The organism is Effusibacillus consociatus (genome assembly GCF_042652925.1).
In the GTDB taxonomy this organism is placed as follows: domain Bacteria; phylum Bacillota; class Bacilli; order Tumebacillales; family Effusibacillaceae; genus Effusibacillus; species Effusibacillus consociatus.
This window is the reverse complement of the sequence record NZ_JBHSHC010000142.1, coordinates 59,817-75,350: the sequence shown is the minus strand read 5'-3', so window position 1 is coordinate 75,350 and position 15,534 is coordinate 59,817. Positions and strand designations below refer to the sequence as shown.

Sequence of the window (15,534 nt, the reverse complement as noted above, 5' to 3'; positions counted from 1 at the left end):
CTCTGCCATCCCCCTTATTTGCTGGTTGCCAGTTCATTTTGATAGGAATAAAAACCCTGGCCGCTGCGACTTCCCAGCCTGCCTGCCAACACCATCTTGCGGAGCAACGGGGCCGGTCTGTATCGTTCCTCAGCCAAATCGCGATGCAGCCCGCGGATCACCGAATATACTTCGTCCAATCCGACTTGATCGGCCCATTCGAGCGGACCATAGGGGTAGTTGGTGCCTTTCTTCATTGCAATATCAATATCCTCGGGTGTAGCGGTTCCCTCCATCACGGTAAAAACAGCTTCATTGATAATGAGCGACAGTACTCTCGGAAACACTAATCCAACCTCATCCTCTACCACAGCTGTGTTTTTGCCGAGAGATTGAAAGAACTTCTCTGTCTGTTCGAGCGTTTCAATCGACGTCTGCAAAGCTGGAGCAATCTCCAATACGTTTCGCTCAGCTACCGGAACGAATGTGCCAAAACCACAGATTCGTTCCGGATGGCGTGTCCATGAGGCAACTTCAGTAGCCGTAATCGCTAGGGAAGTGGTGATGATTGGAATATCCGGAGCCAAGACATGATCCAGGCTTTGTACCACAGCCTTCTTCACATCGAGGTCATAATTTGATACTTCTACCGCGAATTGAATGCTGTTCGGATATTCCTCTATTCTTTCCTGGGACACTACTCCATAGCTCTTGCTCTCAAAGAGCTCTTTTAATTCGGTAAACAGAGGGCCCTTGCCAGCCAGCAAAATCCACTTATTTGTTGTAGTCATAGTATCCCTCACCGGACTTTCTGCCTAAAGTTCCTGCCTGAACCATCCGCTGCTGAATACGACTTGGCTTAAATCGACCTTCATGGAAAAAGTTTTCATAAACTGACTCAGTCACCGCAAAGTTCACATCGATTCCAATCAAATCTTGGAGTTCGAACGGGCCCATTTTAAATCCCCCCGCTTGTGTGAGAATCTGATCAATTTGCTCGACACTGGCAACCCGGTCTCCCAGAATCCGCAGGGATTCGTTATAATACGGCCGGGCTACACGATTGACGATAAATCCTGGAGTATCGTTCGCATAAACCGGTACCTTCCCGAGATCCTGTGCAAATTGATAGACAAACTCCGCCTGCTCGGCACCTGATTTCTTTCCTCGGATCACTTCTACCAGCGGCATGACAGGAGCCGGATTGAAGAAATGCATTCCCAGAATCCGTTCCGGATTGTCCAATCCTCCTGCAATTTCAGTGATGGAAAGAGAAGAGGTGTTCGTCAAAAGCAGTGCATCTGATCGGCAGATCTCCGTTAAGGATTTGAAGATTGATTTTTTCAGATCCATCCGCTCCGAAACTGCTTCAATCACAATGTCGCAACCGGCGAGCTGTTGGATGTCTTGTACCGGTTTTACTGACTGGTAGACAGCCTCTTTTTCCCGTTCGCTGATCCTGCCTTTCTCCACATCCTTGGCCAAAGTCGACAGCAGATAGGATTGAGCTTTCTCTAATATGGCTTGATTGGAATCCAGCAACAGAACACTGTGCCCTTTTCTTCCACAGACCAGGGCTATTCCCGCCCCCATTGTTCCGGCCCCAATCACGCCGATCTGATAAGCAGCCACGAGCTTTCCTCCTCTGTCATAAGCCTATTTCCCTTTAAATACCGGCTGACGTTTCTCAAAAAATGCGGCTACGCCTTCCTTATGATCCTCCGTACTCCCTGCAATTGCCTGTGTGAATGCTTCATATTCCAAAGTTTCTTCCAAACTCATGTGAAGCCCCTTGTACATGGCCCGTTTAATCAAACCGATTCCTTTGGTCGGCAGTTTCGCCAACTTACGGGCATATTCCATGACATCAGACTCGAACGTTTCGGCGGGGTACACTTGACTGACCAATCCGATGCGATACGCTTCTTCCGCCGATACCTTGTCACCGGTAATGGCCAGTTCCAATGCCTTCCCGATCCCCACAACCCGCGGCAAGAAATAACACCCGCCGGAATCCGGGATCAATCCGATGTTAACAAATACATTCACAAAAGACGCCTTCTCGGACGCGAGCCGAATATCACACGCTAAAGCCAAACTCATTCCGGCCCCTGCGGCCACTCCGTTCACTGCGGCTATAATCGGTTTCTCCGTTTTTTGCATTTGGGTGATCATTGGATTGTAGCGCTTGCGCAGAAATTCGCCAAAATCGATTTCTGTTCCCTGAACATCGCCTAAATCTTGACCCGCGTTAAACGCTTTTCCCGCACCTGTCAACACGATGCAGCGAACCTCCGGATCCCTGTCCGCACGCTTTAGTGCCTCAATGATTTCCCGATGCATCTGCTCTGTGAAAGCGTTGAATTTCTCCGGGCGGTTCAGTGTAATCCGCCCGATACCTTCAAGTACTTCATATAAAATTGTTTCGTACATTCCTATCATCCCCTATCGCCCCGTGAAGTCCGGTTTGCGTTTCTCTATAAAAGCCCTCATTCCTTCGGCTTTGTCTTCACTGGCAAACAACAGATAAAAACAATTGCGTTCATAATCCAGTCCTTCATCCAACGGGATGTCGATTGCTTTGAGAACAGATTTCTTGATCAAGCGTACGGCCACCGGCGGCTGAGCCGCGATTTGCTTGGCGAGTTTGACCGCTTCATGCAAATACAGCTCTACCGGAACTACCTTGTTAATCAAGCCGTAACGGAGCGCTTCGTCCGCTGTAATCGGTTCGCCGCTCAGCAACATCTCCATTGCCTTGACTTTCCCCACCGCTTTTGTCAAACGTTGGGTGCCCCCGGCCCCCGGCATCACACCCAGTTTAACTTCCGGCTGGCCAATCTTGGTTGTTTCAGAAGCAATGATGATGTCACAATTCATCATCAGTTCGCAACCGCCGCCAAGGACAAATCCGCTTACTGCCGCAATGATCGGCTTCGAAACTTTGGCAATCCGATCCCATACCGCAAACTGATCTTTCAGTAACATCGGGATCACCGATTCGTCCGCCATCTCATCAATGTCCGCTCCGGCCGCAAACGCTTTGTCATTCCCGGTAAGCACAATGGCTCGAATCGAATCATCCCGATCCATCCGCTCCAATTCTTCAACAATTTCATCTACCATCTTCAGATTTAATGCATTCAGAACCGCTGGGCGGTGCAGAGTAAGAATCCCCACTGATTGATCTGCCGAAACTTGAATGAACTCGTATCCCATCTGCTTTCCTCACTTTCGGCTGTATGATCCTATTTGCCCATTAACACTTTATTTCGGTTATCAACGATCCGAATCGCCTTGCCTTCGCTGCGAGGAATCGTATTTGGCTGGTTGATTCTCAATAAAACAGAGACACCCAGCGCATTCTTCATCGCTTGACCGATATCTTTCACCAATTTAAGCACATCTTCGCTGTTCTCAAGATCTTGTATCTTGTGCATAAACTCTGACGTCAATTCGCAGTGCACTTCAAAACGGTCCAATGCACCATCCCGTTCCACCACTACCTGATAGTAGGGAGCCAATTGTTTAAAGCTCAGCAGAACGGACTCAATTTCTGTCGGAAATACATTTACACCGCGAATAATCAACATATCATCGGCGCGCCCTTTGATACGTGACATTCGAATGGTAGTGCGTCCGCATTTACACTTTTCCGGATTAAGAGACGCAATGTCGCCTGTCCGGTATCGGATCACCGGGAATGCTTCTTTGGTTAAGGAAGTAAATACAAGTTCCCCTTCTGCTCCGTATGGAAGAACTTCGCTGGTATTCGGATCAATAATCTCTGCCAGGAAATGATCTTCCGCGATATGAAGCCCATCTTGTGCTTCATAACATTCAATGGACACCCCTGGTCCCATCACTTCGCTCAAACCGTAAATATCAACTGCTTTAATACTGAGCTTTTCTTCCAGTTGTTCGCGCATTTCTTCTGACCAAGGCTCGGCTCCAAAAATTCCATATTCCAGGCTCGTTTGTCTTGGGTCTATCCCCATCCGTTCCATCTCTTCGACAATGTTAAGGACATAAGATGGAGTAGCTGCTATCCCGCGGGGTTTAAAATCCTCAATCAAGGTGATTTGCCGGGGTGTATTCCCTCCGGAAATAGGAACTGCTGCAGCTCCGAGATATTCGATTCCATAATGCAATCCAAGTCCACCTGTGAATAATCCATAACCGTACGCGTTATGGAAAATATCTCCCGGTCGACCGCCTGCACAACAGATCGCTCTGGCAACAATCTCAGACCAATTTTCAATATCCTTTTTCGTATACCCTACAACAGTTGGTTTCCCTTTCGTTCCGGAAGAACCGTGAATCCGAACTACTTCTTTCATGTCGACTGCAAACAGGTTAAACGGATAGTTCTCACGCAGATCTGTTTTCTTCATGAACGGAAGACGCTGCAAATCTTCTAAGCTCTGGATATCCTCCGGCTTAATTCCAGCATCATCAAAATTTTGTTTATGAAAAGGAACATTCTCATAACAACGCTTTACAGTCTCTTTCAGTCGTGCGAGTTGGATTTTTTGGATCTCTTCGCGTGACATGGTTTCCATTTCAATATTGAATACCACTTCTCGTACCCCCTTTTTTACGAGCCTACCTGTTACTCCCCAAGAAAAACGGGCTTCCTTTTTTCACGAAATGCTTCGAGTGCTTCAAGGCGATCTTTCGTTGGAATAATCACCTCGTATGCTTTTGATTCCAGATCCAATCCGGTTTGCAGATCGGAACCGAATCCCCTGTCGATTGCGTATTTAGCCTGATAAACAGCTAGTGGAGCATTGGAAACAATTTCGTCAGCCAAGGAATGACACATATCGGATAAATGCAGTACATTTCCTGCCACGCCGTTTAGAATTCCATACGCCTTAGCTTCTTCCGCCGAAATCTTCCTGGCCGTCATTATCAATTCCTTTGCTTTAGAAGGGCCAATCAGCCTCGGCAGACGTTGGGTGCCGCCTGCTCCCGGAATAATGCCCAAGCTTACTTCGGTAAGACCCAGTTTGGCTTCCTGAACAGCAAATCTGAAATCGCACGCAAGAGCCAATTCAAATCCTCCTCCGAATGCATACCCGTTGATTGCTGCAATCGTTGGTTGGGGGAGTCTCTCCAAAGCAGAAAATACGTCCCTGATTTTTCGCACGTTGCGTCGCACCTGCTGCTCATTGAGCGTTCTTCGCTCTTTCAAATCAGCCCCCGCACAGAACGCCTTGCCTGAAGCCGTTACGATTACCGCTCTCGTTCCCTTTATGTCCTGCTGCAGTTCATCAATGATTTCACCCAATCGGACGAGTGTCGGGTAATTCAATGCATTCAGTTCATCAGGTCTGTTTAACTTGATAATTCCTAAATAACCCTGCCGTTCCAACAATACTGTCTCTCGTTCCATGCTGTTTTTGCTCCTCGGTTACTAGTATCTGTCAGAATTCCTTAGGTTTCACACGTGCATAGGTTCCTAAAGCCACTGCCACCAGTTTGCCCTCACCTGTTGTTATTCGGGCTTCCATTACAATTATTTTGGAACCCCTTTTTACAACCTTTGACTCTGCAATCAACAAATCCCCTTTGGCCGGCGAGAGATAACTGACCTTGCTTTCCACCGTTACCGACTGCTGTACTCCATTTATATGGGGAGCAGCCGCATGCCCCATTGCAACATCGGCTAATGTGCCGGTTACCCCGCCATGTACCACTCCATCGATGCTGTTATAGAATTCCGGGCGAATCTTCAATGTTGCCCGGCAACCTTCATCATCAATTCGCTCGATCTCAATCCCAAGGTAGTGATTGAAGCGATTCTTTGTCTCATAGTTCATCACGTTACCACCTGCACTTTCCATACGCATCCCCTTATTAGGAAGCGTTTTCAAGCTCATTATTCGATCGGAACAAAATAGTCATTCTTCCGATATGCCAAAGCATCAAGAATCGCAACAGTTCCCTGCTCGTTCTCCACCCGAATGCGATACCATGCAGTTCGGTTCGTCCGGTTTTCCTCAATAGCGGTCGCTCGTAAACGGGTTCCTTTTTGACTTGCGGCCAGGTACCCGATATTCATGGACAAAGCAACCGACGTTTTTCCATAGGAGTTACAGGCAACCGCGAAGACAAAATCGGCCAATGCGAAGATAACGGCACCATGCGTAGTGCCATGGGCATTCAACATATCCTCCGTCACTTCCAATTCGGCAGTCGCCGTTCCCTCACCGACTTCAACCAATGTCATTCCGAGAAATTGGCTGAATCGATCCTGCTTCAATTTTTCATAGATTTGTTCAAAGTATTGTTTGTGAACGGTTTCATCATCGAGGGGACTCTTCACTATGGTCACCTACAGTACTTCCGCAAAGTGCATGGATACCAGTTTACCGGCAAACCCCATCAAATCTTTCCCTGCAGCACGTCCTTCTGGGGAAGAGAGGGAGTTGGTCAAATCTTCTTTATTTTCGAAATACATTTCTGCGATTAAATGAAGATCGCTTTCTCCCATTGGAGCTCCGTAGATTTTATTGACCTCCAGCTTGATGAGACCTGGCATCTTTGCCGCGAGTGGTGCATGGACGTTGTTATAATGCTGATCGAACTCTTCCACATTTTCCGGTTTGCGATAGATTGCCACCAATTTGACCATATTAGGATCCTCCCTTTTATCACAAGTTCAACGTGAGAACCGCGCAAACGTATAACATTATTTTTATATAACGTTATTTTCACGTTGTTATTGTAATTAGTATATTATCAATATCATTTTTGAGTCAATATATTTTTTCTGTTAGTTTTCTTGAGCAGCTGTCCATGATTACGAATGGAGTGCTCGACAAACAAGTGCTTGACGAATGGCTGGAACACAGCAAAGACAAAAGCGATATCTCTGTCGAATAAATCGGGCAAGTAAAAAAGCCTTAAACTAAAGAGTTCAAGGCTTTTTATTGTGTCGGGCATCGCTTTAACGAAAATCCCGAAACTCTTTTGAATCATTCCACATCCGTTCAAATTCCCGTCCGCATTTTTCCGCGCCTTGTGGATCATTAAGTACAATCAGCACCTCATCATTGGTTGTGCTGGCCGCCTTGGTATAGTTAAAAGATCCAACAGCAAAGACTTGGCGGTCGGCCACGGTCATTTTTAAATGCATCAGTCCGCTATGAGAGTTGACCTTCACGGGGATCCCCTCGGACAAAAGTTTACGAATATCTTCATTTTGGTATTTATTTTGTACTTGCTGGTCATCGGTAATGACCCGAACTTTAACCCCTCTTCTTTTCGCATTCACAATCTCTTTCACTATGCTGTCTTCCGTGATGGAATAGATCGCAATATCCAGTGTCGACTTTGCGTTTTGAATCACGGATCGTATCGCTCTTTCCGGATGTTCGTCTGCCTGCGTAAAATAAATACTTTCAGAAAGCGTACGGCCCGTTGACATTTGACTGGAACCCTGAGTGGGCTTCGTTAGTTCGCTGCATCCTGATGACAACATACTGCTTAGAAGCAAAATGCCTAATGCCGTCTTCCTCAACTCAACCTCTCCCTTTGATGCTCATCATAGATGACTTCTCTTCAGGTATACGATAAAGAAGCCCTCTCCCACAAGGGTAGAAGGCCCAAATTGATAGAACTCACTCTTTCTTTTGATAGAAGAAACGGGAAATCGCGACCCCTATCGCACCTAATCCGATAAACAAAACAGCCCGAACGAGCACAGAAACACTCGGAAGATCAATAAGGATCAGCTTTAGCAATGTTACGAAGAGCAGGATCACTCCAAACAAGCGTGCCAGTTTGATCCTCTTGATGATTCCGAATAGGATGACCGCGATTGCAGAGAACGCCCACGTGAACGAGATTGCCATGTGCTTTCCATCGCGGCTAAGCGGCTCCGCGAGTACATCTGTTATTTGGGTTAGGAAAACCAACAGCAGCACCGCTCCGGACAGAGCAATCCCTTTCGGCAGCTGCAGTGGGATCTGCAACTCGTTTTCTCCTTCGGTACTTTTGCGAATTTGCCGGAATAACAGCGTCAATGTCCCCAACAAAACCACCCAAGCCAGCGTGGGACCGGAGACAATTTTTCCAATCGGTTCTTTCAGAGTCAGCAGCAATCCCAAAAGATAGACCACCGTACCGGTCGCCAACTGCAAGCCGGATCGGACGAGCAAAGCCAAGATCAAGACACCGGTTCCCTCAGCAAGCAATGCCACAGCCTCACTGGAACCCTGAAAAACGTGGATCAGGTAAATCATCAAGGAAAAGGCGGAGATCGAAACATAGGCAGCCACTTGGTCCTCTGAGTCTTTCCGCCGCCATAACGCAACACCACCATAAAAAATGGCAAGGACAAGCAGGAAGCCTTCGTAAAAACGGGAGTCAGTATTTCCCAGCAATCCATACCACCATGCGGTTGTGACTGCAGCACTCGTGAATAAAGTGATCGACTGGGTCTCTCCCATTTTCCATCTTAGAAACAGCAGTGCCAGTATCACCACATGTTGAGCCAACACTCCTATCGCAAGAACGTGTTCGTCCGCGATGTGGACAAAACCTGCGAATACAAGCAGAGTCAAGTGAAACAATCCGAGCGAAGCGTAATACAGTTTCTCATATCCTTTCCGGACTGACAAAACAAGAAACGTTGCTGAAAGGAGCACCTCGTAGCCAACGAAGAAGACTGTACTGGGCGCTGTGCTTTTAATCAGGAACGGCACCATATAGCCGCCAATGCTTGAAAGTATCGCCAAAGCCTCGGACCGGTGACGAACAGAAAGGAAGATTCCGCCCGCGATGAATCCAACATTTAATAGAAAAGCCGGTACTGCCGGAATTAACCCGTATAAAATATGAGCCGCAAAAGTGGTAAGCATGAGTAAAGATACGGCCCCGCCCAACAGGACCTGCCCCAGAGCATCCCGGTTAAGCCGCATTTGTCTTTCTCCGAGATAGAGCAGCACAATTGAAGCTGCAAGACCCATACCACATCGCACCGGTTCAGTTAACAGCCCTGCGTTAATCGCGGCCTTAAATCCCCAGATCACCCCTAGCAGAAGAACAAGAATAAAAATACGGGGAAGCCAAACTCTTCCAATGAAGTGTTCCCAATCAACCTTCTCCGGTTCTTTTTTTGGCTCTACCTCTTTGTTTGGTTCTTGTTGCACCCGGGCAGGTTTTACAGGAACTTCTCTAACGGCTGGTTGCTGCACATCGCGCTTTATAGTGGGTACCGGATTCAAACTTTGTTGCAATAACTCGACTTGCTGCCGCAACAACCGGATTTCCTCGCCTTGCTCCTCCACCAGTTTTTCCAACCGTTCCATTCGATTGATCTCGCTCATGTACTCTCCCCTTGCCAGACAGGGTCTATTTTCAACAGTATATCATGCCATTTTGGGAAACTATAAGAAAAAACAGCAAAGGAGTTCAACCGATGCGTTCAATGTGGAAGGGAAGTATCAGTTTCGGATTGGTGAATATTCCTGTCAGCCTGTATAAAGCAACTGAAGATCATAAGACGAGCTTTCGCAGTTTGCATGAAGATTGCAAGCATCCGATCCAATATAAAAAATGGTGTCCCGTCTGCAACCGGGAAGTGGAGCAGAAAGAGATCATTCGAGGATATGAGTATGCTCCAGGGAACTATATCATCATCACAGATGATGATCTCGACAATCTTCCCCTGCCAACTCTGCGAACCATTGAAATTCTTCACTTTACTGATAAAGACAGCATTGATCCGATCTATTACGAGAAAGCGTATTACTTGGGGCCGGGAGAATATGGAGGCAAGCCCTACAAGCTGTTGCATGAAGCGATGAATCAAACGGGCAAGGTAGCAGTAGCAAAGGTGGCTTTTCGCACAAGCGAGCATTTGGCAATCATCCGCTTGCATGACAGATGCCTGGTGATGAACATGATCCACTATCCGGCCGAGGTCAGAGCTGTAGAAGGAGTTCCGGGCCTTGAAGGTGTTGCGGCTATTCAAGTCAGTGATGCGGAGCTGCAGATGGCGACCAAATTGATTCAAGAGATCAGCGGAGCTTTCCGGGACGATTACAGAAGCAATTATGAGGCTGCACTCAAAGAGCTTATCGAAGCGAAGGTGCAAAATGAGGAAGTGGAACAGCCGGCCGCTGCTCCACGCGCCGATAATGTAGTAGACCTGATGGAAGCTCTCAAGCGAAGCCTCAATGCCACCAAAGAAAAACGGCCGGAGAAACAGCCGGAACCGGCTGCCGCCAATGAGGGGGAACCGGTTGCGGTTGCTGCCACGGGGACCGAGCCGGATGCGGGGGCAACCGCAGTTCCGGAACGCCCGAAACGGCGAAGACGGAAGACGACTTCTTAGATGGCGGGGTTGCGCCGCATCCCATTAGGGACTGTCCCGCCAATAAATGCGCTCAGATTTATTTTATTTCTAATGTGTTTGTTTCTAAAAACTTCGTATTAAAATTCCCTTCAACAAAGGAGGGATGCTCAAGAAGTTTAAGATGGAACGGAATGGTTGTGTTTATTCCGCTAATCACAAATTCGCTTAGGGCGCGTTTCATCCGGTCAATCGCTTCCCCCCGGTCTTTACCCCAAACGATGAGCTTGGCAACCATTGAGTCATAAAAAGGAGAAATTTGATAGCCGGGATATACTGCACTGTCTACTCGAACCCCAAAGCCACCTGGAGGAAAGTAACTATCCACCTTCCCTGGGGACGGCATGAAGTTATTCGCCGGGTTCTCGGCGTTGATTCGGCACTCAATGGACCAGCCATTGATTTGAACATCATCCTGCGAAAATGAAAGCGGGTAACCGGCCGCAACAGAAATCTGTTCCTTAATCAGGTCAATTCCCGTGATCATTTCGGACACCGGATGCTCCACTTGAATCCGTGTATTCATCTCCATGAAATAGAACTGTCCATGCTTATCCAAAAGAAATTCCACCGTACCGGCACCATGATAGTCTACGGCTTTTGCTGCTGCCACTGCTGCATCCCCCATTTTTTCGCGCAAAGCAGCGTCAAGGGCTGGTGATGGGGCTTCCTCGACCAACTTTTGGTGGCGCCGCTGGATAGAGCAATCGCGTTCTCCCAGATGCACCACATTTCCGTGCTTATCCCCGATAATCTGAATTTCCACGTGGCGTGGCTCTTCTAAATATTTCTCCAGGTAGACTCCGGCATTTCCAAACGCCGTCTCCGCTTCCTTTTGAGCTTGTCGAATCGCCTTGATTAATTCCTGATCATCAATCGCAACCCTCATTCCCTTTCCGCCGCCGCCTGCGGTTGCCTTTACAATAACTGGATACCCGATATTCTTCGCAACGATCAGAGCTTCCTCAACATTTTCTATTAATCCTTCAGTACCAGGAACCGTTGGTACATTTGCCTGCTTCATGGTATTCTTCGCCACCGACTTGTCGCCCATTTTTCGAATGGCTTCCGGGTCCGGACCGATGAAGGTAATATTGCAATCTCGACATAATTGGGCAAACGATGTGTTTTCAGCCAAAAATCCATATCCAGGATGGATGGCATCGGATTTGGTAAGAACGGCGACACTCATTAAATGAACCATATTTAAATAGCTTTCCTTCGAGGCGGTTGGTCCGACACAATAGGCTTCATCTGCCATTTTGACATGCAAAGCGTCCTTATCTGCCTCCGAATAAACAGCGACTGTTGATATGCCCAATTCCCGACAAGCGCGAATCACTCGTACGGCGATTTCCCCTCTATTGGCAATAAGTATTTTTTTAAACATTTCGGGCTCCCCTTTACATAGTTTTGATTATAAACAGAGGTTCTCCATATCCAACCAACTGTCCATCTTCGGCAAGAACCTCGACGATCTTCCCTTCGACTTCGGATCTGATCTCGTGGGAAATTTGTAAAGATTCTACCACGCAGTTCCCTATGATATAACCTGATTTGACTTGTTCATCTTGCTTCAGAACGGACTGAAACAGGCCCACCGTGGGGGAAGCGATTATATGTCGGGTCTCTGAGACACTTTGATCTTTAACGTCCGTGACGGTTTCAACCGACTTTCTTGTCTGTTCCTCAATTAAAGCAACGGCTGCCTGTTGAGAGCCTCTTTCTATTTCAAAAACGGGAGCGGAAAACTCTGCTGGAACGGAATCGACAGGCGCAAATTTTTTAATAAAAATCCTGGTTTCTTCATATTCCCACTCCAGTTCGTCAACCGAATATTGATTGACCAGCTTAATCATTTCCCGTATATCAAGAATTTTCATGGGAAGTTCACTCCTTTAATCTTCCATTGTGGATAAATCACCGGTTGGGAGTCCCAATTCCCAAGCTTTTAAGACACGGCGCATAATTTTCCCGCTTCTTGTTTTCGGTATTTTATCTCTGAACTCGACCAGACGAGGTGCAGCATGAGCAGCAAGCTTCTGTTTAACATAAAACTTGATATCCTCAATCAGTTCCTCGCTAGGCTCATACCCTGCACGCAAAGTAATAAAGGCTTTAATAATTTGTCCACGGACCGGATCAGGGACCCCAATAACACCTGCTTCAGCTACAGCCGGATGCTCCAGCAGCTTGCTTTCCACCTCAAACGGACCGACGCGTTCTCCGGCCGTATTAATCACATCATCGACACGGCCCTCAAACCAAAAGTATCCGTCTTCATCTTTATAAGCGCTGTCTCCAGAGATGTACCAACCATTTTTAAAATATTCCTGATACTTGGTTGGATTCTTCCAAATTTGACGCATCATCGCCGGCCAAGGGGCACGAATCGCCAAATTTCCCATCGTATTGGCAGGCAGTTCATTTCCTTCATCATCGACAATTGCTAATCCAATACCAGGAAGCGGCTTGCCCATGGAGCCTGGTCGAATGGGAAGCGAACGATAATTGGCACAGATGGTCGAACCCGTTTCCGTCATCCACCAGTTGTCATGAATTCGCAGGCCGAGTACTTCCAATCCCCAACGAATGACCTCAGGATTTAACGGTTCACCTGCCGAAAGCACGTGTCGGACGGAGGAAAGGTCGAATTGCTTGGGAAGCTGGTTGCCTTCGCCCATAAGCATACGGAAAGCGGTTGGTGCACTAAACCATACATTGACCTTAAATTGCTCCAACGTTTTAAACCAATCCGCAGGCTTAAATCTTCCTCCTCTCATAACAATCGTCACCCCATTTAGCCACGGTGCCCACATTCCGGCAGAAGTGCCTGTAACCCACCCTGGATCGGCTGTACACCAGTAAATATCACCAGGTTTTAAATCATACACGTATTTCCCCGACACATATTGATGAATCATTGCCTCATGAACCTGAAGAACACCTTTTGGTTTCCCGGTGGAACCGGAAGTATAGTGGAGAAGCATGCCATGGTCACGCTCTACCCACTCGATAATCGGTTCATTTGATTGATCCATCAATGTCTCGTAGCGAGCCTCACCCGGCTTAAGCCCGTGTGACTCATTAGCGCCGACGAGGATCACATGCTTAAGCTCAGGCAGTGACGAAACCGGGATACGGGAAAGCAAGTGCGGAGTCGTCACGACCGCAACCGCTCCACTGTCAGCGAGACGATCTTTGACCGCTTCCTCCATAAACGCCTCAAATAAAGGACCGGCGATAGCCCCAATCCGGATAATCCCAAGCATAGCCACAATAAGTTCCGGACTTCTGGGCATGAAGATAAAAACGCGCTCCCCCTTTGTCACTCCAAGTGAGACAAGTCCCTGGGCAAAACGATTGGATAGAGTGGATAGAGCGGCAAAAGTGTAGCTTTCTGTTCTTTCTCCGTCCGTATAGAGCAGGGCGACATTTTCGCCACGTCCTTCCTCGACATGCCGATCGATCGTCTCATAGACCATATTGATTTTGCCTGTTTTGCTCCAGCTGAATACCTGCTCGACTTCTTTCCAATCAAAGGTTTGATAGATTTTATCATAATCTGTTAAATTGGCTTGAGGGTCTAACATCAAGATTTCATTATTTTGATTCTTCAAGTTTCTCACCTCTTATAAAGGTATATTTCCATGTTTTTTAAAAGGACGGCTTTCTTTCTTATTACGCAGCATTTCTAAAGACTCAAGTAGTTTTTTTCGAGTTTCTCTTGGATCAATGACATCATCAACCATTCCTTTACCTGCAGCAACATAGGGATTTGCAAACTTTTCACGATATTCCGCAATCTTTTGCGCTCTCGTTGCTGCGGGGTCCTCACTTTGCTCAATTTCCTTGGCGAAAATGATATTTGCCGCCCCCTCGGGTCCCATCACTGCAATTTCCGCATTCGGCCAAGCAAAAACGACATCGGCACCGATGGATTTGGAGTTCAAGGCAACGTAGGCGCCACCGTAGGCTTTGCGCAAAATCACCGTTATTTTCGGTACGGTAGCCTCGGAGTAGGCATACAGAATCTTGGCTCCATGGCGAATGATTCCACCATGCTCTTGATTAACACCCGGGAAGAAGCCTGACACATCCTCGAAGGTCAGGAGGGGGATATTAAAGCAATCGCAGAATCGAATGAAACGAGCCAGTTTATCGGAAGAATTAATATCCAAGCCTCCGGCCATCACTTTTGGTTGATTTGCGATGATCCCCACGCTATGACCATCCATCCGGGCAAACCCGATCACAATGTTTTTTGCAAAATTGGGTTGTACCTCCATGAAGTCGCCATGATCGACAATGCTTTCAATGACCTTGCGTACATCATAAACCCTGGTGCTTTCTACCGGAACCAACTCGATGAGTTCATCCCGCCAGCCGTCATCCCTTTCCGTTTCATACACAGGTGGTTTTTCCATGTTGTTCTGCGGCAGAAAACTTAATAATCTTCTTACATCTTCCAGCACTTGCTGTTCTGATTCCGCGGTAAAGTGAGCGTTTCCGCTAATCCCGGAATGAACCTTCGCCCCGCCCAGGTTTTCTGCACTAATTTTCTCCCCTGTTACCGTCTCAATCACCTTTGGTCCGGTTATAAACATTTGGCTCGTATATTCTGCCATGAAAACAAAATCCGTAATTGCCGGAGAATACACAGCTCCACCGGCACAAGGCCCAAGAATAACAGAAATCTGCGGGATCACACCGGAATAAATCGCGTTGCGATAGAAGATCGTCCCGTAACCGTCAAGAGAACTGACTCCTTCTTGAATGCGGGCGCCACCTGAATCATTTAATCCAATAACCGGAGCGCCATTTTTGGCAGCCAGATCCATAATCTTAGCAATCTTTAAGGCATGCATTTCCCCGAGTGCACCGCCAAATACGGTGAAATCCTGGGCAAACACATATACGAGGCGACCATGTATTTTTCCGTAACCGGTTACCACACCCTCGCCAGGCGCCTCCATCTCATCCATACCAAAATGGGTTGAACGGTGTTCGATGAAGGTATTTAATTCCACAAATGTGTCTTTATCCAGAAGCAAATCGATTCGTTCTCTTGCGGTCAGCTTTCCGCGATCATGTTGGGCATCAATCCGTTCGTCTCCCCCGCCCAACTGAATCTTAAATTTCCGATCCATTAAATCATTAATTTTATCGTATATATTCATTAATGTTTC

The 15,534-nt window shown here is 47.4% G+C and carries 16 protein-coding genes; 1 reads left to right on the top strand and 15 read right to left on the bottom strand.

Annotated elements, in window-relative coordinates:
* Positions 1 to 14: 14 nt before the first annotated feature.
* From ACFO8Q_RS20485 to ACFO8Q_RS20435, 11 genes are all read right to left on the bottom strand, one after another.
* Entirely contained in the window at positions 15 to 770 is a 756-nt protein-coding gene (locus tag ACFO8Q_RS20485) for a 3-hydroxyacyl-CoA dehydrogenase family protein (protein ID WP_380028552.1), read from the bottom strand.
* Positions 754 to 1,611 carry a 3-hydroxyacyl-CoA dehydrogenase NAD-binding domain-containing protein gene (locus tag ACFO8Q_RS20480; protein WP_380028550.1) on the bottom strand — a complete coding sequence of 286 codons (858 nt, stop codon included), beginning with the start codon at positions 1,609 to 1,611 and terminating at the stop codon, positions 754 to 756. The genes ACFO8Q_RS20485 and ACFO8Q_RS20480 overlap by 17 nt, the downstream gene beginning before the upstream one ends.
* A 24-nt stretch (positions 1,612 to 1,635) precedes the next feature.
* Complete coding sequence (locus tag ACFO8Q_RS20475; RefSeq protein ID WP_380028548.1) at positions 1,636 to 2,412, bottom strand: enoyl-CoA hydratase-related protein; 777 nt, start codon at positions 2,410 to 2,412, stop codon at positions 1,636 to 1,638.
* 12 nt (positions 2,413 to 2,424) lie between these two features.
* Entirely contained in the window at positions 2,425 to 3,198 is a 774-nt protein-coding gene (locus ACFO8Q_RS20470; protein ID WP_380028546.1) for an enoyl-CoA hydratase-related protein, read from the bottom strand.
* Between the two features lie 29 nt (positions 3,199 to 3,227).
* Positions 3,228 to 4,559 carry a phenylacetate--CoA ligase PaaK gene (gene paaK / locus ACFO8Q_RS20465; RefSeq protein WP_380028544.1) on the bottom strand — a complete coding sequence of 444 codons (1,332 nt, stop codon included), beginning with the start codon at positions 4,557 to 4,559 and terminating at the stop codon, positions 3,228 to 3,230.
* Between the two features lie 32 nt (positions 4,560 to 4,591).
* Entirely contained in the window at positions 4,592 to 5,377 is a 786-nt protein-coding gene (locus tag ACFO8Q_RS20460; protein ID WP_380028542.1) for an enoyl-CoA hydratase-related protein, read from the bottom strand.
* Positions 5,378 to 5,408: 31 nt separating this feature from the next.
* Entirely contained in the window at positions 5,409 to 5,804 is a 396-nt protein-coding gene (locus ACFO8Q_RS20455; protein WP_380028539.1) for a PaaI family thioesterase, read from the bottom strand.
* Positions 5,805 to 5,863: 59 nt separating this feature from the next.
* Complete coding sequence (locus ACFO8Q_RS20450; protein ID WP_380028661.1) at positions 5,864 to 6,310, bottom strand: hotdog fold thioesterase; 447 nt, start codon at positions 6,308 to 6,310, stop codon at positions 5,864 to 5,866.
* Between the two features lie 9 nt (positions 6,311 to 6,319).
* Positions 6,320 to 6,619: an EthD family reductase gene (locus ACFO8Q_RS20445; protein ID WP_380028537.1), complete on the bottom strand. Its 300-nt coding sequence runs from the start codon at positions 6,617 to 6,619 to the stop codon at positions 6,320 to 6,322.
* 315 nt (positions 6,620 to 6,934) lie between these two features.
* Positions 6,935 to 7,507 (bottom strand): phospholipase D-like domain-containing protein, encoded by a 573-nt coding sequence (locus tag ACFO8Q_RS20440; protein WP_380028535.1) that lies wholly within the window; start codon positions 7,505 to 7,507, stop codon positions 6,935 to 6,937.
* Positions 7,508 to 7,607: 100 nt separating this feature from the next.
* Positions 7,608 to 9,317 (bottom strand): DUF2339 domain-containing protein, encoded by a 1,710-nt coding sequence (locus tag ACFO8Q_RS20435; protein ID WP_380028533.1) that lies wholly within the window; start codon positions 9,315 to 9,317, stop codon positions 7,608 to 7,610.
* Between the two features lie 92 nt (positions 9,318 to 9,409).
* Between ACFO8Q_RS20435 and ku the strand changes: the two genes are divergently transcribed.
* Positions 9,410 to 10,327, top strand: coding sequence for a non-homologous end joining protein Ku (gene ku, locus ACFO8Q_RS20430; RefSeq protein WP_380028531.1), 918 nt, complete (start codon positions 9,410 to 9,412; stop codon positions 10,325 to 10,327).
* Positions 10,328 to 10,385: 58 nt separating this feature from the next.
* Here ku and accC read toward each other — a convergent pair whose 3' ends face one another.
* From accC to ACFO8Q_RS20410, 4 genes are read right to left on the bottom strand one after another with little or no spacing between them, the layout of a single operon-like run.
* On the bottom strand, positions 10,386 to 11,735 hold the full coding sequence (gene accC / locus ACFO8Q_RS20425) for an acetyl-CoA carboxylase biotin carboxylase subunit (RefSeq protein WP_380028529.1): 1,350 nt from the start codon (positions 11,733 to 11,735) through the stop codon (positions 10,386 to 10,388).
* Between the two features lie 13 nt (positions 11,736 to 11,748).
* Positions 11,749 to 12,228 (bottom strand): biotin/lipoyl-containing protein, encoded by a 480-nt coding sequence (locus tag ACFO8Q_RS20420; RefSeq protein WP_380028527.1) that lies wholly within the window; start codon positions 12,226 to 12,228, stop codon positions 11,749 to 11,751.
* Positions 12,229 to 12,243: 15 nt separating this feature from the next.
* Positions 12,244 to 13,938, bottom strand: a complete 1,695-nt coding sequence (gene acsA / locus ACFO8Q_RS20415; RefSeq protein ID WP_380028659.1) for an acetate--CoA ligase — start codon at positions 13,936 to 13,938, stop codon at positions 12,244 to 12,246.
* Between the two features lie 39 nt (positions 13,939 to 13,977).
* Entirely contained in the window at positions 13,978 to 15,525 is a 1,548-nt protein-coding gene (locus ACFO8Q_RS20410) for an acyl-CoA carboxylase subunit beta (RefSeq protein ID WP_380028525.1), read from the bottom strand.
* Positions 15,526 to 15,534: the final 9 nt, after the last annotated feature.

Coding starts and splice junctions, on each gene's coding strand:
- ACFO8Q_RS20460 (WP_380028542.1), bottom strand. CDS start 5,377: ATGGAACGAGAGACAGTATTGTTGGAACGGCAGGGTTATTTAGGAATT.
- ACFO8Q_RS20420 (WP_380028527.1), bottom strand. CDS start 12,228: ATGAAAATTCTTGATATACGGGAAATGATTAAGCTGGTCAATCAATAT.
- ku (WP_380028531.1), top strand. CDS start 9,410: ATGCGTTCAATGTGGAAGGGAAGTATCAGTTTCGGATTGGTGAATATT.
- ACFO8Q_RS20485 (WP_380028552.1), bottom strand. CDS start 770: ATGACTACAACAAATAAGTGGATTTTGCTGGCTGGCAAGGGCCCTCTG.
- ACFO8Q_RS20455 (WP_380028539.1), bottom strand. CDS start 5,804: ATGAACTATGAGACAAAGAATCGCTTCAATCACTACCTTGGGATTGAG.
- ACFO8Q_RS20445 (WP_380028537.1), bottom strand. CDS start 6,619: ATGGTCAAATTGGTGGCAATCTATCGCAAACCGGAAAATGTGGAAGAG.
- ACFO8Q_RS20470 (WP_380028546.1), bottom strand. CDS start 3,198: ATGGGATACGAGTTCATTCAAGTTTCGGCAGATCAATCAGTGGGGATT.
- ACFO8Q_RS20475 (WP_380028548.1), bottom strand. CDS start 2,412: ATGTACGAAACAATTTTATATGAAGTACTTGAAGGTATCGGGCGGATT.
- accC (WP_380028529.1), bottom strand. CDS start 11,735: ATGTTTAAAAAAATACTTATTGCCAATAGAGGGGAAATCGCCGTACGA.
- ACFO8Q_RS20410 (WP_380028525.1), bottom strand. CDS start 15,525: ATGAATATATACGATAAAATTAATGATTTAATGGATCGGAAATTTAAG.
- ACFO8Q_RS20435 (WP_380028533.1), bottom strand. CDS start 9,317: ATGAGCGAGATCAATCGAATGGAACGGTTGGAAAAACTGGTGGAGGAG.
- acsA (WP_380028659.1), bottom strand. CDS start 13,938: ATGTTAGACCCTCAAGCCAATTTAACAGATTATGATAAAATCTATCAA.